The organism is Kosakonia sp. S57 (assembly GCF_016516575.1).
Classification (GTDB): Bacteria; Pseudomonadota; Gammaproteobacteria; order Enterobacterales; family Enterobacteriaceae; genus Kosakonia; species Kosakonia cowanii.
The window spans coordinates 18,731-35,852 of sequence record NZ_JACVUL010000020.1 but is presented as its reverse complement, the minus strand read 5'-3'; the positions used below and the strand labels follow the sequence as shown (position 1 = coordinate 35,852).

Annotated in this window: 15 protein-coding genes; 7 read left to right on the top strand and 8 right to left on the bottom strand. The window is 57.4% G+C overall.

Going from position 1 to position 17,122, the window contains the following annotated elements; genetic code table 11:
• Nucleotides 1-154 precede the first annotated feature (154 nt).
• Together IAE48_RS18105 and IAE48_RS18100 are read left to right on the top strand one after the other, a co-directional pair.
• Entirely contained in the window at nt 155-373 is a 219-nt protein-coding gene (locus IAE48_RS18105) for a YgdI/YgdR family lipoprotein (protein WP_023481134.1), read from the top strand.
• Nucleotides 374-506: 133 nt separating this feature from the next.
• The gene (locus IAE48_RS18100) at nt 507-1,547 is read left to right on the top strand and encodes an NADP(H)-dependent aldo-keto reductase (RefSeq protein WP_094421930.1); all 1,041 of its coding nucleotides are present in this window, start codon (nt 507-509) and stop codon (nt 1,545-1,547) included.
• Nucleotides 1,548-1,550: 3 nt separating this feature from the next.
• Here IAE48_RS18100 and lplT read toward each other — a convergent pair whose 3' ends face one another.
• Together lplT and aas are read right to left on the bottom strand one after the other, a co-directional pair.
• Nucleotides 1,551-2,762, bottom strand: a complete 1,212-nt coding sequence (gene lplT / locus IAE48_RS18095; RefSeq protein ID WP_094421932.1) for a lysophospholipid transporter LplT — start codon at nt 2,760-2,762, stop codon at nt 1,551-1,553.
• Nucleotides 2,737-4,896 (bottom strand): bifunctional acyl-ACP--phospholipid O-acyltransferase/long-chain-fatty-acid--ACP ligase, encoded by a 2,160-nt coding sequence (gene aas, locus IAE48_RS18090; RefSeq protein WP_094421934.1) that lies wholly within the window; start codon nt 4,894-4,896, stop codon nt 2,737-2,739. Before aas ends, lplT begins: the two co-directional genes overlap by 26 nt.
• Before the next feature lie 599 nt (nt 4,897-5,495).
• Between aas and galR the strand changes: the two genes are divergently transcribed.
• Nucleotides 5,496-6,506, top strand: coding sequence for an HTH-type transcriptional regulator GalR (galR, locus tag IAE48_RS18085; RefSeq protein ID WP_200135185.1), 1,011 nt, complete (start codon nt 5,496-5,498; stop codon nt 6,504-6,506).
• 612 nt (nt 6,507-7,118) lie between these two features.
• On the opposite strand, the gene IAE48_RS18080 is transcribed toward galR, so the two are convergent.
• From IAE48_RS18080 to lysA, 5 genes are all read right to left on the bottom strand, one after another.
• Nucleotides 7,119-7,568: a GNAT family N-acetyltransferase gene (locus IAE48_RS18080; RefSeq protein ID WP_200135184.1), complete on the bottom strand. Its 450-nt coding sequence runs from the start codon at nt 7,566-7,568 to the stop codon at nt 7,119-7,121.
• Nucleotides 7,565-8,338, bottom strand: a complete 774-nt coding sequence (locus tag IAE48_RS18075) for a GntR family transcriptional regulator (RefSeq protein ID WP_023481037.1) — start codon at nt 8,336-8,338, stop codon at nt 7,565-7,567. Before IAE48_RS18075 ends, IAE48_RS18080 begins: the two co-directional genes overlap by 4 nt.
• Before the next feature lie 29 nt (nt 8,339-8,367).
• Nucleotides 8,368-9,795, bottom strand: coding sequence for a glycoside hydrolase family 1 protein (locus IAE48_RS18070; protein WP_200135183.1), 1,428 nt, complete (start codon nt 9,793-9,795; stop codon nt 8,368-8,370).
• Nucleotides 9,796-9,802: 7 nt separating this feature from the next.
• Nucleotides 9,803-11,140 carry a PTS sugar transporter subunit IIC gene (locus tag IAE48_RS18065; protein WP_076769149.1) on the bottom strand — a complete coding sequence of 446 codons (1,338 nt, stop codon included), beginning with the start codon at nt 11,138-11,140 and terminating at the stop codon, nt 9,803-9,805.
• Nucleotides 11,141-11,380: 240 nt separating this feature from the next.
• Nucleotides 11,381-12,643: a diaminopimelate decarboxylase gene (gene lysA, locus IAE48_RS18060; protein ID WP_200135182.1), complete on the bottom strand. Its 1,263-nt coding sequence runs from the start codon at nt 12,641-12,643 to the stop codon at nt 11,381-11,383.
• A gap of 121 nt (nt 12,644-12,764) precedes the next feature.
• On the opposite strand from lysA, the gene IAE48_RS18055 reads away from it, so the two are divergent.
• Nucleotides 12,765-13,691 (top strand): LysR family transcriptional regulator, encoded by a 927-nt coding sequence (locus IAE48_RS18055; RefSeq protein WP_200135181.1) that lies wholly within the window; start codon nt 12,765-12,767, stop codon nt 13,689-13,691.
• Here the strand turns inward: IAE48_RS18055 and IAE48_RS18050 are convergent.
• On the bottom strand, nt 13,688-14,380 hold the full coding sequence (locus IAE48_RS18050) for an aspartate/glutamate racemase (protein WP_023480863.1): 693 nt from the start codon (nt 14,378-14,380) through the stop codon (nt 13,688-13,690). The two genes, IAE48_RS18055 and IAE48_RS18050, sit on opposite strands and share 4 nt — an antisense overlap.
• Nucleotides 14,381-14,527: 147 nt before the next feature.
• Between IAE48_RS18050 and IAE48_RS18045 the strand changes: the two genes are divergently transcribed.
• From IAE48_RS18045 to IAE48_RS18035, 3 genes are all read left to right on the top strand, one after another.
• Complete coding sequence (locus IAE48_RS18045) at nt 14,528-14,854, top strand: cupin domain-containing protein (protein ID WP_094421945.1); 327 nt, start codon at nt 14,528-14,530, stop codon at nt 14,852-14,854.
• A 479-nt stretch (nt 14,855-15,333) separates the two neighbouring features.
• Nucleotides 15,334-16,224, top strand: a complete 891-nt coding sequence (locus IAE48_RS18040) for a carbohydrate ABC transporter permease (RefSeq protein ID WP_094421947.1) — start codon at nt 15,334-15,336, stop codon at nt 16,222-16,224.
• Complete coding sequence (locus IAE48_RS18035) at nt 16,217-17,119, top strand: carbohydrate ABC transporter permease (protein ID WP_023480718.1); 903 nt, start codon at nt 16,217-16,219, stop codon at nt 17,117-17,119. The genes IAE48_RS18040 and IAE48_RS18035 overlap by 8 nt, the downstream gene beginning before the upstream one ends.
• Nucleotides 17,120-17,122: the final 3 nt, after the last annotated feature.

Sequence of the window (17,122 nt, the reverse complement as noted above, 5' to 3'; positions counted from 1 at the left end):
GCGCCTGCGCTTAAGGAAACGCCCTCGTCTTATAGCGGTGTAATCGGCGGTTTGCGCCCTCTCAGCAATAATTTTCAGATAATCCCGCTTTTTCATCGCATAAGGGCACGTTATTACTACACTTCTGTGAGGAAAAGCCGAGAGGACACGAACGATGAAGAAGTGGGCAGTGATTATTTCCGCGGTCGGGCTGGCATGCGCCGTCAGCGGTTGCAGCAGCGACTATGTGATGTCGACCAAAGACGGCAGAATGATTTTGACGGACGGTAAGCCGCAGATTGATGATGACACCGGGCTGGTGAGCTATCACGATCAGCAGGGCAACAAAATGCAGATTAACCGCGATGACGTATCCCAGATTATTGAGCGTTAAAAATTCCCTATAAAGGTCAGTAACCTGCTGGCCTTTAATCCATTTTTTCCTTTCCCTTTTGCTTCCCCTCTGCCATGGTTATATTCCTTTGTCAGCTCAACTGACGTGGCATGTTTGTTTAAGGAAGCCGGCTATGCACTATCACCGTATCCCCCACAGTTCGCTTGAAATAAGCACCCTCGGGCTGGGCACAATGACGTTTGGTGAACAAAACAGCGAAGCCGACGCCCATGCACAGCTTGATTACGCGGTCAGCCAGGGCATTAACCTGATTGATGTCGCAGAGATGTACCCCGTCCCTCCGCGCCCGGAAACCCAGGGCCTGACGGAAACCTACGTCGGCAACTGGCTGGCGAAGCGCAACAACCGCGAAAAACTGGTTATCGCCTCGAAAGTGAGCGGCCCGAGCCGCAACAGCGATAGCGGCATTCGCCCGAACCAGGCACTCGATCGCAAAAATATCCGCGCCGCGCTTGATGAAAGCCTCAAGCGCCTGCAAACCGACTATCTCGACCTCTACCAGGTTCACTGGCCGCAGCGCCAGACCAACTGCTTTGGCAAGCTGGGCTACAGCTGGGTTGAGAGCGCGCCGGTCATCACCTTACTGGAAACGCTGGAAGCACTTACCGAGTGCCAGCGCGCCGGGAAAATCCGCTATATCGGTGTCTCGAACGAAACGGCGTTTGGCGTGATGCGTTACCTGCAACTGGCGGAGAAGCACGAGCTGCCGCGCATTGTGACGATCCAGAATCCCTATAGCTTGCTGAACCGCAGCTTCGAGGTGGGTCTGGCGGAAGTGAGCCAGTATGAGGGCGTTGAACTGCTGGCTTATTCTTGCCTGGCGTTTGGTACGCTGACGGGCAAATACCTGAACGGGGCGAAACCGGCTGGCGCACGCAACACGCTGTTCAGCCGCTTTACCCGTTACAGCAGCGAGCAGTCACAAAAAGCGGTAGCGGCCTATGTCGATATTGCGAAACGACACAATCTCGATCCGGCGCAGATGGCGTTGGCCTTCGTGCGCCGTCAGCCCTTCGTCGCCAGCACCCTGCTGGGCGCGACGACGATGGAGCAACTGAAAACGAACGTTGAGAGCCTGCATCTGGAGTTGAGCGATGAGGTGATCGCGGAGATCGAGGCGGTGCATCAGGTCTACACCTACCCCGCTCCGTAAAACTTACCGGCGGCGCTGCCAGATCCACAGCGCCGCAATCGCCAGCGCAAACAGCACCCCAAACCCGATACCGGTTCCCACCACCGGCACGCCCACTTTGATGGCCAGTGAGTAAAGCCCCAGCATCAGCAGCATGGCGGTGTTTTCACCGAGGTTCTGCACGGCAATGGCGTTGCCCGCACCGACAGACTCCTTGCCAATCGCCTGCAACAGCGCGTTGAGCGGCACCACGAAGAAACCGCCGAGCACGCCAATCAGCATCAGCACGCCATAAGCAGGCAGCAGAGCGTGTTGTAGCGAGAAGATCACCACGGCGATACCAATCAGCACCCCGGCAGGCATACAGCGGGAGACTTTTTCCAGCGTCACCAGCTTCGCTGCCAGCCCGGCACCGACCACAATGCCGACGGCAACCATCGCGTTGAGGTAGGTTGGCGTGGCGTTATCCGTCAGGCCGAGCGCCACCGGCACCCACAGCACCAGCAGGAAACGCAGCGTCACGCCCGCGCCCCAGAAGAGGCTGGTACCCACCAGCGAGAAGCGGGTTTCGCCGTTCTGCCACAGGCTTTTGCAGGCGCTGAAGAAGCTGGCGGTCATCGGCCCAAAGCGCCACGAGCGTCCGGGGCGCGCCGCAGGTAGTTTCGGGATCATCAGGTTAGCCACCACCGCCCCGGCGTAGACCAGCGCACAGACGCCAACCGCCGCCAACACATGCCAGTCGGCCAGCACGCCGCCCGCTACCGAGCCGATGAGGATCGCGGCAATGGTTGATGACTCCATCAGGCCATTCGCCTTCACCAGCTTATCGCCGGTAGTGATCTCGCCGAGAATGCCATACTTCGCCGGGGAGTAGGCCGCAGCGCCAATGCCCACCAGCAGGTAACCGACAAACGGGTTAACCCCCACGCAGATGCTCGCCGCGCCCAGCAGTTTCAGGGCGTTGGCAACCATCATCACGCGCCCTTTTGCAAAGCTGTCAGCCACCTGGCCAACAAACGGTGCGAAAAGAATGTAAGCGCCCACAAACACCATTTGCAGAACAGGCTGGCTCCAGTCGGGGTAAAACTCCGCTTTCAGCAGCGCCAGCGTGGCAAAGAGCAGTGCGTTATCGCCAAATGCCGAGAGAAACTGGGCGGCAATCACCGCCATCATTCCTCGCGATAAGAGCGGCGAGTTAGCGCTTACTGACTCATGCGTGTTCGGTTTCTGCCTCATCCACCACTCCTTTCAGGGTCACGAAATCGGGCTTGCCGCTGCCAAGCACCGGCAGCTGTTTCAGGAAACGGATATCACGCGGGACGGCGAGTTCCGGTACGCCCTGCGCGCGCGCCTGCTGTTGCAGTTTGTCGCGTGTCAGTTCGCTATCGGTGGTGAACATCACCAGCGCCTCGCCTTTGCTGGCGTCGCTTTTTACCACGGTGGCGTGCATTTTCTCCGGCGAAACGGCCTGCGCCAGCTGCTCTACCATCTCCAGCGAGATCATCTCGCCGGCAATCTTGGCGAAGCGTTTTGCGCGCCCCTGGATCTGCACAAAGCCCTGCTCGTCGAAGCGCACGATATCGCCGGTGTCATACCAGCCTGGCTCCATCTCGCCGTTAATGTTTTCCGCCATTGGCGCTTCCAGCACGCCGGGGTTTTCCACCCGCAGATAGCCGGTCATGATGTTTGGCCCTTTCAGTTGCAGGCGACCGCCCTCTTCAATGCCCGGCACCGCCATTAAGCGCGCGTCCATGCCCGGCAGAATGCGCCCGACGGTGCCCGGTTTCGCCGCCATCGGTACGTTGATGGAGACCACCGGCGCGCATTCGGTCACGCCGTAGCCTTCAAGGATGCGCAGACCAAACTTGTCCTGCCAGATCTGGCGAGTGCTCTCCTGCAATTTCTCCGCCCCGGCGACCACATAGCGCAGGCGGTAAAAATCATACGGATTGGCGAAGCGGGCGTAGTGACCAAGGAAGGTCGAGGTGCCAAACAGCACCGTGCAGTTACGGTCATAGACCAGCTCCGGCACAATGCGGTAATGCAGCGGGCTCGGGTAGAGGAAGACCTGCGCACCGGTAAACAGCGGCGTCAGCAGGCCAACCGTCAGGCCGAAGGAGTGGAAAAGCGGCAACGCCGACATAAAGCGGTCATTGGCGGTGAAATCGGCAATGGTGCGGATCTGCTCGACGTTAGCCAGCAGGCTCTTATGGCTGTGCACCACCCCTTTCGGGTTGCCCTCGGAGCCGGAGGTAAAGAGGACCAGCGCCGGATCTTCCGGTTTCTGCTCCACCTGCGCGCGGTGCGGCATTAGCAGATGGCGGAAAATCCACAGCTTATCTTCAAAGGTGACTTCCCCTTTCAGATCTTCGAGATAGACCCAGCGCACCTGGGTGAGCTGCTCCGGCAGATGCCACAGCTTGCCCTTATCCATAAAGGTGCGGGAGGTGAAGATGGTTTTGATTTGCGCGGCGGTAATCGCGCTGCTCATCCCTTTCACCCCGGCGGTGTAGTTCATCATCGCCGGAATGCGTCCACGCGCGATAGCTCCAAAGATCACCGCCGCGCTGATGCCGGCGTTCGGCAACATCAGGCCGATTTTCTCGCCCTGCGCGCTGTATTTATCGAGGATGCGCGCCACAAAGAGGGTTTTGGTCAGCAGTTTGCGGTAGCTGTCCGGCGTAAAGTTGATATCTTCCACGCAGGGCTTGCTGGCACCGTAACGGTACTGGGCGCTGAGCAATGCTTCGAACAGCGTTTCGCGCGGGCGCACCGCCATGCGGGCTTCCATCATAATCTGGTGCAGCATTTCGCCGGCAATCTTGCGGCGGTCGCGCGCGCGCGGCGCATCCGGCATCGGCAGCTGCGTCGGCGGCAGAATATGCAGGGTAATGCGCGGGAAGAGGCGCTGTTTAACCAGCCCTTTCAGGCGGCTGAAGAAGGTCAGCTCCGCGCCATCAATACGAAGCGGGATGACCGTCGCGCCGGATTTCGCGGCGACAAAACCGGCCCCTTCATAAATCTTCATCAGCGAGCCAGACACGGAGATGCGCCCTTCCGGGAAAATCACCACCGGGCGGCCTTCGCCAATCAGGCGAACCAGATGTTTAACTGACATGGGCTTGGTCGGGTCGAGAGGGACAAAATCGATGATTTTGCTGACCCAGCGCATATACCACTGCTCGCTAATTGAGGTGTAGACCGCAAAGACCGGACGCCCGGGAAGGAACAGCGCCAGTAAAATGCCATCAATAAATGAGACATGATTGGGGGTGATTAATACCCGGTCGCCGTTTAAAGGCGCGGTATCGCCGGTCAGCTGTACACGGAACAAGACGCGAAACAGGCCGCGGAAAAAGCCCAGTAGCATTTCAACTCCTTTTGCCAGTCATTGAGGCATGTGATTCAGAGTCTGGCAGATTACATGAGAAGTGCGGAGGGATAAAACGCAGGCAAAAAAAAACCTGCGCGTCCGCGCAGGTTGGTGCAATCAATAAGTACGAAAAGCGTACTGAATAAATCACCAATCAATACCTCTGGGACGTCGATTGTCACCTGCGCCTGGATGCGCTGCCAGCGGGAAAAAGCAAGAGAATGAGCCGAAGTGAAACGAGGTGTGTCGATTAGCGATTACTGTTACACGGCAGGATAAAAAAAACCTGCGCATCTGCGCAGGTCGGTGTAAGTCGAGTGTGCAACGTAGGGTTGCGCTCACCTATCAATACCTCTGGGATGAACAGAGTCGCACGGTCGGGCCGCCGACAACCAGCGGTCAATCGAAACAGGCTTTCGCAAAGTGTAAGTAAAGGTTCTCAGTGTGTGCATTTGCAACGCCGCGCATGTAACGTTTTCACGATGCGCGCCGCGCTGGCTCACGTTTGCAAAGACTGGTACACGCGCCGCCTTGAACAGACGCCCCTTTTCCGTAACACTAACTGCAGTGTAAACGCTTACCCAGGAAGGTAGAGAATGGCGACGATTAAAGACGTTGCGCGGCTGGCCGGGGTCTCGGTTGCGACGGTGTCGCGCGTGATCAACAGCTCACCGAAAGCCAGTGAAAACTCGCGCCAGGCGGTACAGAGCGCGATGGATTCGCTTAATTACCACCCGAACGCCAACGCCCGCGCGCTGGCGCAGCAATCGACCGAGTCGGTGGGGCTTGTGGTGAGCGATGTATCGGATCCCTTTTTCGGCGCGATGGTGAAAGCCGTTGAGCAGGTCGCCTCCGCCACCGGCAACTTTCTGCTGATTGGCAACGGCTACCACGTAGAAGAGAAAGAGCGTAAAGCGATTGAGCAGCTGATTCGCCACCGCTGCGCCGCGCTGGTGGTGCACGCGAAGGTGGTGCCGGACGAAGAGCTGGCGTCGCTGATGAGGCAGATCCCCGGTATGGTGCTGATTAACCGCATTCTGCCCGGCTTCGAGCAGCGCTGTGTGGCGCTGGATGACCGCTACGGCGCCTGGCTGGCGACGCGCCATCTGATCCAGCAGGGCCATACGCGCATTGGCTATCTCTGCTCCAACCATGAGATCTCCGACGCCGACGACCGCCTGCAGGGCTATTACGATGCGCTGAAAGAGAATGGTCTGCCGTGCAACGACAGGCTGGTGACCTTCGCCGAGCCGGACGAGAGCGGCGGCGAGCAGGCGATGACCGAGCTGCTCGGACGCGGACGCAACTTTACCGCCGTGGCCTGTTACAACGACTCGATGGCCGCCGGTGCCATGGGCGTGCTGAACGATAACGGGATTGATGTGCCGCGCGAGATTTCGCTGATTGGCTTCGATGATGTGCTGGTGTCGCGCTATGTCCGCCCGCGGCTGACCACCGTGCGTTATCCGATCGTGACGATGGCGACCCAGGCCGCCGAGCTGGCGCTGGCGCTGGCGGAAAACCGCCCGCTGCCGGAGATCACCCATCTCTTTAACCCGACGCTGGTACGCCGTCATTCAGTGATTGCACCGCCGGAGAGTTCATAAGGCGCTCATTGCTGCTGAAACGCCGGAACCACGTAGGCCGGATAAGCGTTAGCGCCATCCGGCAATGGGGTTGGATTGGTGGAATGGTTCCGTTCACCAGGCGTATAGCGGAATATTTTTATCACCGCTGCGGTGAACGGGATAAGGGAAGCGGCCGCGCTCCCCTTATCAATCCCCGCGGCCCCGCGAGGAAATCGGTGCTGCGCACTGCGCTCACCTCCCGCGTGCCTGACTGCGGCCGGCTCGACTCGACATCCTGTCTCGGTTCGCCTCTGTCCGCCATCCATGGCGTCCAGACCTTGTCATTCACACTTCGGTTCGCCGATTTCAGCGGGGACACAACCCCTCGCTGTAAAATCTTGGATAAAAGCAATATCGGTGTGGCTGCAGGCTCGTTTTGGTAGGCCGGATAAGGCGCAGCCGCCATCCGGCAATCGGTGCCGCGGAAATAATGCCGGATGGCGCTATCGCTTATCCGGCCTGGGCGGTTTCAGTAGCTCAGATTATGTAGGCCGGATAAGGCGCAGCCGCCATCCGGCAATCGGTGCCGCGGAAACAATGCCGGATGGCGCTGTCGCTTATCCGGCCTACGTCGTTTGAGCGGCTAAACACTCAAAGCGCAATGCGATACAGATGCACGCTGGTATTTGGGTAATCGAGGCCATCCCCGATATACGCCCATCCGAAACGCTCATAATAGTCGCGGAAAGCGGCGTAGAGGTGCAGCAGGTCAAAGCCCATCCCTTTCGCCTGATCCATAACATGGCGCTGTAACTGCCCGGCCAGCCCCTGGCCGCGCGCACTCTCTTTTACATAGAGCGCTGCAAGCCATGGGTAAAGATCCTGGCGGCTGATCAAATCGCAGCGCCACAGCCCGACGGTGCCCAGCAGTTCATCGCCCTCGACCAGCACATAAGTCAGCGGCAGCTGCCCTGGCGTCTGGCTGTGCTCAATAATGCTGGCGAAAAACTCTCGCGACAGCGAGTCGCCAAACTCCTGCCACAACCAGTCGGTCACCTGCTCCGCATGCTGCGGTGCTTCATAAAGCGGCAGAATAGTCACATCAACTTCCCCTGAAAAATAGGCACTGACTCAAACAGATAGCCGTCAAAATCCGGCGCGTCTTCGTCCGACAGCTCAAGCAGGCTCTTTTTGACGTTTTCGAGATGCTGCCACATCGCCTGCCAGGCCCCCATCACATCACGGCGGCGCAGCGCGGCCAGCAAGGTTTGGCGGTCGCCGAGCCACTTCAGGCGGTAGGCGCGGCTGGCGATATGCACGTTGAATTGCTGCCACAGCGGGCTGCTGTCCATGTGATGCCAGATGCTCTCAACCGTTGCCAGCAGCATCTGGTTTTGCGACGCGCCCGCCAGCACCAGGTGGAACATTTTGCTGTTGTCCTGCGACGTGTCGTTGAGGGCAATAGCGCGCTGCTCCTGCTCGAGGATGCGCCGAAGATTGTCGATATCCGCCCGCGTCGCCATTTTGGCGGCAAAGGCGGCGATATTGCTCTCCAGCAGCTGGCGCGCCTGGAGGATCTCAAACGGGCCGACATCGCTGCTTAAAAAGCGCTCCTCTTCGTTTTCATGAGCCTGAGGAATGCGCATCACATAGACCCCGGAGCCCTGGCGGATATCCACCGTGCCCTGCAACTCCAGCATCAGCAGGGCTTCGCGCACGATGGTACGGCTGACGCCATACTTCTCGGCAATATTGCGCTCCGGTGGCAAGCGCGAGCCAACGGGATAGTGACCCTCGATGATCTGCTCACGCAGATCGTCGCCAATCTCCTGGTACTGTTTTTTCTCCGGCGGGACGACGGCCTTCTCCACGATATCACCTGCACTTATCAGTCGTTGCGCTATCTTACTTCATCATCAAGGGTCAGGGTCAACTGACGCTCATCCCGGAGCTTACGAAACCAGCCAAGGGACTTTTTCGGCCTGCGGTCGCGGTTGTGTTGCAGGTCAATCTCCACCAGCCCATAGCGGTTTTTGAAGGCGTTCATCGGCGAAACATTATCGGTAAACGCCCACAGCATGTAGCCCTGGCAATTTGACCCCGCCTCCCTCGCGCGCAGCGCCTGGTAAAGGTGCGCGGCGATAAAGTTGATGCGGTAATCATCCTCAATGGTGCCCTGTGCATTGCGAAACTGCCCTTCGTTCTCAATACCCATGCCGCTCTCCGCCACGAACCAAGGAATATTGCCGTACTCATTTTTAAGGCGCATCGCCATATCAAAAACGATCTCCGGCAGGATCTCCCAGCCACGCGAGGTGTTCATCTTGCGCCCCGGCAGCTCAAACGGCTCGTAATAGTAAGACGGGTGGAAAGGCGTTTCCGGGTGCCAGGCGCGGGAGGGCGCTTTGACGCGGTGCGGATAGTAGAGATTAATCCCCAACTCATCGACGGTGTTATCACGAATAATCGCCAGCTCCTCGTCGCTGCACTCCCACTTCACCCCATGTTTCTCCAGCAGCGCCAGCAGCTCCGCCGGGTAGTGACCTTTAACCATCGGGTCGAGAAACACCCGGTTGTAGAAGAGATCGTAGCGCTCGGCTGCCAGCAGATCGTGCGGCGCGCGCGAACGCGGGTAGGTCACTTCCGGGTTGAGAATGCAACCTACGCTGCCCTTGTACCCCTTCTCGCGAAACAGCTTCACCACTTTCGCGGTGGCGAGGTTTTTATGATGGTTCCACTGCATCCAGGTCGAGGTGTTCTGCTCATAGGGCCAGCGCAGCGCATCAAGGTAGACGCGGGTCTGCACCACAATCGGCTCATTAAAGGTAAACCAGCGCGTCACCTTCTGGTGATAACGCGCAAACACCTTTTCGACATAGAGCAGATAGAGTTCGACCACTTTTTTCGACGCCCAGCCGCCGTAAGTTTCCAGCAGATAACCGGGCAGTTCATAGTGCTCAAGGCAGATCATCGGCGCAATGCCGTGACGCGCCATCTCATCAAACAGTTCGTCGTAGTAAGCGGCGTAGCGCTCATCCACCACGCCATTTTCATAATCGGTGAGAAAACGCGACCAGTTGATGGAGGTGCGGTAGTGGGTTAAGCCCGCTTGCTTCATCAGCTGCACATCTTCGCGAAAGCGCTGGTAGAAGTTGGTCGCCACCGCCGGGCCGTAGCCCTGGTGCCAGACGTGACGATCGTTTTTGTACCAGAGATCGGGCCACGAATCCTGGCCCTCGCGTTTGTCTTTCCACCCTTCCGTTTGCCAGGCCGATGCGGCGGCACCGAGGATAAAGTCAGGCGGGATGGTGACGGTTTTGGTGCTCATAACGTCCTCACACTTTCGGCGTTGAAGAGGTGGCTTCCGCTTGCAGCTGCGCCTGCTCGGCGCGGCGTGAGGCAATCTTCACAAACGGCAGATAGATGATGATGGCGGTCAGGATGCAGATAAGCTGCGTGATCACCGCCCCCATCGATCCGGCGGTAGAGAGCCAGGCGTTGATCAGCGGCGGCGTGGTCCACGGCACCATCACCACCGCTTTACCGGCAAAGCCGCTGGCAGTAGCGAAGTAACCGATCGAGCCGGTTACCAGCGGCGTGATAATAAACGGGATCGCGAGGATCGGGTTGAGCATGATCGGCATACCGAAAATCACCGGCTCGTTAATGTTGAAGATGCCAGGGCCTATCGACAGCTTGGCGATCTCCTTCATCTCCTTGCGCTTAGTGGCGATCATCACCGCCACCAGCAGGCCGATGGTCAGTCCCGATCCGCCGATGCTCATATAGACATCCCAGAACGGCATGGTGATGATGTTCGGCACCTCTTTGCCCTGTTCAAAGGCGCTCATATTGACGGTGATCGCCCCCAGCAGCAGCGGTTCGCGGATCGGTTTGATCATCTGGTTGCCGTGGATGCCAATCACCCAGAAGAGCTGGGCGACAAACATCAGCAGCAAGATCCCCGGCAGGCTCTGCACCACCCGCTCCAGCGGCTGCTGCACCACCTGGTAAACCGCGTCATAGAGATACATGCCGGTCAGCTGGTGGAAAATAAAGCCGAAGGTGGCGATCGCGGTAGTGGTGATGATCGCCGGGATCAGCGCGGAGAACGAGGCGGAGACGTTGGGCGGCACGGTGTCCGGCATCTTGATCTTCAGCCCTTCGCGCGTCTCCAGCCAGCAGTAGATCTCCACCGACAAAATGGCGATAAACATGCCGAGGAACAGGCTGCGGGTGTCGGAGAACTGGCGCAGCAGCACATCTTTCACCACGTGCATCTGACCATCGACCAGCATTTCAACGGTGGTCGGCGTCACGCAGATAAAGCAGATCACCGCCAGCAGGCCAGGAAAGAGCGTGCGGATCCCGTTGATACGCCCCAACTCGATACCGATTAAGAACACCGCGCCGATATTGAGGAAGTTAAGCGTGGCGTAGTTGATGGCGCTGGTAATCGGCTTTAGCGCCGCCAGAAAGGAGAGCGACTGGAAGCTGGCGAGCCCGTTTTTCGGGTCCAGCACCATATTGGAGATCAGCACAGAGAAGGCGCCGACAATAATCACCGGCATCAGGGTAATAAACGAGGCCTTGATGGCCATGATGTAGCGATAGCTGTTGAATTTCGTCGCGAAACTCCCCAGCGAATCGATGAGCTTTTCTTGTAGGGCCATGAGTTAACACCTCAGTAAAGGAGCTTTTTTATCGATGCAGGGATACCGCTGTCGTCCCATTTGGCATACCAAAAATAGCCACGCCCGGCGAAAAGTTCTGTGATGCGCCTCGCAACACCCAATCTGGTATTCCAAAATGCGGCATAGCGCGCATTTGGCATACCACCTTACGGATTGCAGGGATTTACGGAAAAAAGGAGGGGCGATCCCGCTATCTACAAGCGGGATCGTGGATCAGGTTCAGAACTGCTCGAGGCCGATCAGCTCTTCAATGGTCTGGCGACGGCGGATCAGGCGCGCCACGCCGCCATCAAACAACACTTCCGGCAGCAGCGGGCGGCTGTTGTAGTTTGAGGACATCGACGCGCCATACGCGCCGGTATCGTGCAGGACTAAGTAGTCACCCGCTTTCACTTCCGGTAGCAGGCGCGTTTCCACTTTGCCACCCTCTTGCTGGGTAAAGACATCGCCCGATTCGCACAGCGGACCGGCAACCACGGTGTCGATGCGCGCTGCGTCGCGCAGATCGCGCCCGTCGGCGGCAAGCGCCGTAATATGGTGATAGCTGCCGTACATCGCCGGGCGCATCAGATCGTTAAACCCGGCGTCGATCAGCACAAAGTGGCGGCTGCCCATGGTTTTCACGCTGCGCACCTGAGAGATCAGCACGCCCGACTCTGCCACCAGGAAGCGCCCCGGTTCGATCTCCAGTTTCACCGCATGGCCGAGATGCTGCGCGATTTTCTCCCGCGCGGCGTTCCACAGGCCGTAGTAGTGCGCGGTATCAACCGGCTCTTCGCCTTCGTGATAGGGGATCGACAGGCCACCACCGGCGGAGATAGCCGGCAGATCCTGACCGAAGTCGATCACCTGCTGCACCATCGCGCCACACACCTGCTCAAGGTGAGCATAATCAACGCCGGAGCCGATATGCATGTGGATGCCCGCCAGTTGCAGGCCGTAACGCTGCATCACCTCCAGCGCCGCGCTCATGTCGCTATACCAGATGCCATGTTTGCTGTTCTCACCACCAGTGTTGGTTTTCTGGCTGTGGCCGTGACCAAAACCGGGGTTAACGCGCAGCCAGACGCGGTGGCCTGGCGAAACGGCACCGAGCTGCTCCAGCATATCTACTGAACCGGCGTTGACCGCAATGCCCAGTTCGCTGACGCGGGCGATCGTCGCCTCATCCAGCACATCGGCGGTAAAGACAATATCGTCCGGGTGCGTTTTCGGATCGTAACCCGCCGCCAGCGCACGCTCGATTTCGCCCAGCGATACCGAATCCACCTTCACGCCCTGCTCGCGCATCAGGCGCAGAATATGAATGTTAGAGCAGGCCTTCTGGGCAAAACGGATGACGTCAAAGTCGCGCAGTTTGGCGATCTGCTCGCGAATGATTTGCGCATCGTAAACCCATACCGGGCAGCCAAATTCCGCAGGCAGTTGCAGCAGGTTAGCGGCGTTGAGGTCGGTTTCTGTCTGGTGTAGCGAGCGTGGCATAACAACTCCGTCAGCAATCTTTTTTATGATTACGCCACAGGTTGAAGCGAATAAAAAATATCGTTTTATCGCGAGGCTATGCAAAAATGATATGGATAACCTTCTGCAACTGGATCACCTTATGCCTGCTGTTAACCTGCGCCATATCGAAATTTTTCATGCCGTGATGACCACCGGCAACCTGACCGAAGCCGCGGCGATGCTGCACACCTCGCAGCCAACCGTCAGCCGGGAGCTGGCGCGCTTTGAAAAGGTGCTGGGTCTGACGCTGTTTGAGCGCTCGCGCGGGCGGCTGCACGCCACGGTGCAGGGGCTGCGGCTGTTTGAAGAGGTGCAGCGATCCTGGTATGGGCTGGACAGGATTGTCAGCGCGGCGGAGAGCCTGCGCGAGTTTCGCCAGGGCGAACTGTCGGTCGCCTGCCTGCCGGTCTTTTCGCAATCCTTCTTACCGCTGCTGTTGCAGCCCTTTCTCGCCCGCTACCCGGACGTCAGCCTCAACATTGTGCCGCAGGAGTCGCCGCTGCTGGAGGAGTGGCTCTCGGCGCAGCGCCACGATTTGGGCCTCACCGAAACGCTCTCGACGCCCGCAGGCACCGAGCGCACGCCGCTGCTGACCTGTAATGAAGTGTGCGTGATGCCAGAGGATCATCCGCTGGCGCAGAAAAGGGTACTGACACCGGCGGATTTTCAGGGGGAGAATTACATCAGTTTGTCGCGTACCGACAGCTATCGTCAGCTGCTTGATGCTCTGTTTAGTGAGCACCAGGTGAAGCGCCGCATGGTGCTGGAAACCCACAGCGCGGCATCGGTTTGCGCGATGGTGCGCGCCGGGGTCGGCATTTCCGTGGTGAACCCGCTGACCGCTCTCGACTATGCCACCAGCGGCGTGGCGGTGCGGCGTTTCAGCATCGACGTGCCCTTTACCATCAGCCTTGTGCGCCCGCTGCACCGCCCCGCTTCCGCGCTGGTCGATACCTTTGCCGAACATCTTAAGGCAGCCATGCCGCGTATTACCGCGCCGCTGGCCGCCATGCTCGGCGAGGATTAAGAGAGCATAAAATCGACCGCGGCAGCAGCATGCAGCGCGGCCGTGTCGAACACCTTAATCGGGCTGTGGGTTTCAGGCAGCAGCAGGCCGATTTCGGTACAGCCAAAAATCACCCCTTCTGCCCCTTCGCTCGCCAGCTGTTTGATCACATTCATAAAGTAGTAGCGCGATTCATCGCTGAAGGTGCCAAGGCAGAGTTCATCAAAGATGATCTCATTGATGCGCTGGCGATCTTCCGGGCCGGGCACCGTGGTTCTGATGGCGAACTGCTTCTCCAGCCGCCCGCGATAGAAATCCTGCTCCATGGTGTAGCGCGTGCCCAGCAGCGCGACATTGCGCAGGCCGGCATTTTCAATGGCATGGCCGGTGGCATCGGCAATGTGCAGGAAAGGGATCTGGCAGCGCTCTTCAATTTGCCCCGCCACTTTGTGCATGGTGTTAGTACAGAGCACAATCGCCTGCGCCCCCGCCTGCTCAAGACCCGCCGCCGCCTGGCCGAGGATATCTCCGGCTTTGTGCCACTGCGCGGTGGCCTGGCAGGTTTCAATCTCGTGAAAATCGAGGCTATGCAGCAGCAGGCTCGCGGAGTGCAAGCCACCCAGGCGTGCTTTAACGCCCTCGTTAATCAGCCGATAGTAGGGAATGGTCGATTCCCAGCTCATGCCGCCCAGCAGTCCAATTGTTTTCATCGCCTTTCTCCGTCTCGTTCTCGCGCAATCATGCAAAGTTGTGATCGACTTTCAACTTCTCCCGCCCGGCGTTTATTTTTCCGCCACCGTGAGATAAATTATTTAAAACATTGTTTCACTATCTCTTACCGACTACAGGACAGCCCGATGTTTATCTTTCATAAAGACACGCAACTTGACGACCTGGGCAACGGCGTTACGCGCCGTATTCTCGCCCATGGCGGCAAAATGATGGCGGTTGAAGTTATGTTCGAACAGGGCGCTATCGGCCCGATGCATAACCACCCTCATGAGCAGCTCACCTATGTTTTATCCGGGGAGTTCGAATTTACCATCGGTGATGAGAAACATATCGTCACCGCAGGCGATACACTTTACAAGGAACCGCACATTATGCACGGCTGCGTCTGTCTGAAGCCGGGCACTCTGCTCGATACCTTCACGCCGATCCGCGAAGATTTTCTGCAATCCTGAGTCTTTCAGCAGTGAAAAGCGCCTCCCGCCGTGGAGGCGTTTTTATTTCTGCGCGACAACATAATCCTTCGCCGGATAATGGTTTAAATATTGAATGATTTCACCGCGCGATATTTTTCCCTGCCCCTTCGCTTGTCGAAATACCCGCTTTTTATTTACTGAAAAGTCCGCGTTTTTTACCTGAAAATGACTGCCAAATCACTTTATTGAAACATCGTTTCGACTTCGATCACATTTCAGCAATTTAACGAATGACGGCACATTTAAACACAATAAAATATTTTAAAACGATGTTTTACAATTCAAGAACGCAAGTTCAGAGGATTTTAAAACCTGGAATAACATCAATATTTTCCGGCAGTTACAGATTCAAAATGCTTTGATTTCATTAAATATTGTGATCTAACGCACCCTTTACCCCATGAAAGGGCGGCGGCTCTCCGAATCCGAATTACACATTGCTCGCCAGGTAGGTATCTATGAATGAAAACAGACTACTGGGATTGGCCTGGATATCACCTTACATAATAGGGTTGATTGTCTTTACCGCTTTCCCATTCATCTCATCCTTCTTTCTCAGTTTTACTGAGTATGATCTGATGAGCCCGCCGGTATTTAATGGCATTGAAAACTACCGCTACATGTTTACTGAAGATACCCTCTTCTGGAAATCGATGGGCGTGACGTTTGCTTATGTCTTTTTAACCATTCCGCTGAAGCTGGCCTTTGCGCTGGGCATCGCCTTTGTGCTCAATTTTAAATTGCGCGGCATCGGCTTTTTCCGCACCGCTTACTACATCCCGTCGATCCTCGGCAGCTCAGTTGCTATCGCGGTGTTGTGGCGCGCACTGTTCGCCATCGATGGCTTGTTAAACAGCTTTATCGGCGTCTTTGGACTTGATCCCATCAACTGGCTCGGCGAACCGTCGCTGGCGCTGATGTCGGTCACGCTGCTGCGCGTCTGGCAGTTCGGTTCGGCGATGGTGATCTTCCTGGCGGCGCTGCAAAACGTTCCGCAGTCGCAGTATGAAGCGGCAATGATCGACGGTGCCAGCAAATGGCAGATGTTTATGAAGGTGACCGTGCCGCTGATTACGCCAGTGATCTTCTTCAACTTCATCATGCAGACTACGCAGGCGTTCCAGGAGTTTACCGGCCCGTACGTGATTACCGGCGGCGGCCCGACCTACTACACCTATCTCTTCTCGCTCTATATCTACGACACCGCGTTCAAATATTTCGATATGGGTTACGGCGCAGCGCTGGCCTGGGTGCTCTTCCTGGTGGTGGCGGTCTTTGCCTCTGTCGCCTTTAAGTCCTCGAAGTATTGGGTCTTCTACTCTGCCGATAAGGGAGGCAAAAATGGCTGATGTTCAACACCTTACGCCGGGCATGAAAGAAGCTGAACGTGAAGTGGCGCGCACCCTGCGCCGCGAGAAAATCAGCGCCTGGATCCGCTACACAATCCTGCTGCTGGTCGGCCTGCTGATGCTCTACCCGCTGGCGTGGATGTTCTCGGCGTCGTTCAAACCGAACCATGAGATCTTCACCACCCTCGGGCTGTGGCCGAACCACGCCACCTGGGACGGTTTTATCAACGGCTGGAAAACCGGCACCGAATACACCTTCGGCCATTACATGCTCAACACCTTTAAGTATGTGATCCCGAAAGTGATCCTGACGATCATCTCGTCGACGGTGGTGGCATACGGTTTTGCGCGCTTTGAGATCCCGTGGAAGAACTTCTGGTTCGGCACGCTGATCGCCACCATGCTGCTGCCGAGCACCGTGCTGCTGATCCCGCAATACCTGATGTTCCGTGAAATGGGCATGCTCAACAGCTACATGCCGCTCTACCTGCCGCTGGCCTTCGCCACCCAGGGCTTCTTCGTCTTTATGTTGATTCAGTTCTTACGCGGCGTACCGCGCGATATGGAAGAAGCGGCGCAGATCGATGGCTGTAACTCGTGGCAGGTGCTCTGGTACGTGGTGGTGCCGATCCTGAAACCGGCGATTATCTCCGTGGCGCTGTTCCAGTTTATGTGGTCGATGAACGACTTTATCGGGCCGCTGATCTACGTCTACAGCGTGGATAAATACCCCATCGCGCTGGCGCTGAAAATGTCTATCGACGTGACCGAAGGCGCACCGTGGAACGAAATTCTGGCAATGGCGAGTATCTCCATTCTGCCGTCCATCATTGTCTTCTTCCTGGCACAGCGCTACTTCGTACAGGGCGTCACCAGCAGCGGAATCAAAGGTTAAGAG

Coding starts and splice junctions, on each gene's coding strand:
- IAE48_RS18105 (WP_023481134.1), top strand. CDS start 155: ATGAAGAAGTGGGCAGTGATTATTTCCGCGGTCGGGCTGGCATGCGCC.
- IAE48_RS18100 (WP_094421930.1), top strand. CDS start 507: ATGCACTATCACCGTATCCCCCACAGTTCGCTTGAAATAAGCACCCTC.
- lplT (WP_094421932.1), bottom strand. CDS start 2,762: ATGAGGCAGAAACCGAACACGCATGAGTCAGTAAGCGCTAACTCGCCG.
- aas (WP_094421934.1), bottom strand. CDS start 4,896: ATGCTACTGGGCTTTTTCCGCGGCCTGTTTCGCGTCTTGTTCCGTGTA.
- galR (WP_200135185.1), top strand. CDS start 5,496: ATGGCGACGATTAAAGACGTTGCGCGGCTGGCCGGGGTCTCGGTTGCG.
- IAE48_RS18070 (WP_200135183.1), bottom strand. CDS start 9,795: ATGAGCACCAAAACCGTCACCATCCCGCCTGACTTTATCCTCGGTGCC.
- IAE48_RS18065 (WP_076769149.1), bottom strand. CDS start 11,140: ATGGCCCTACAAGAAAAGCTCATCGATTCGCTGGGGAGTTTCGCGACG.
- lysA (WP_200135182.1), bottom strand. CDS start 12,643: ATGCCACGCTCGCTACACCAGACAGAAACCGACCTCAACGCCGCTAAC.
- IAE48_RS18055 (WP_200135181.1), top strand. CDS start 12,765: ATGCCTGCTGTTAACCTGCGCCATATCGAAATTTTTCATGCCGTGATG.
- IAE48_RS18050 (WP_023480863.1), bottom strand. CDS start 14,380: ATGAAAACAATTGGACTGCTGGGCGGCATGAGCTGGGAATCGACCATT.
- IAE48_RS18045 (WP_094421945.1), top strand. CDS start 14,528: ATGTTTATCTTTCATAAAGACACGCAACTTGACGACCTGGGCAACGGC.
- IAE48_RS18040 (WP_094421947.1), top strand. CDS start 15,334: ATGAATGAAAACAGACTACTGGGATTGGCCTGGATATCACCTTACATA.
- IAE48_RS18035 (WP_023480718.1), top strand. CDS start 16,217: ATGGCTGATGTTCAACACCTTACGCCGGGCATGAAAGAAGCTGAACGT.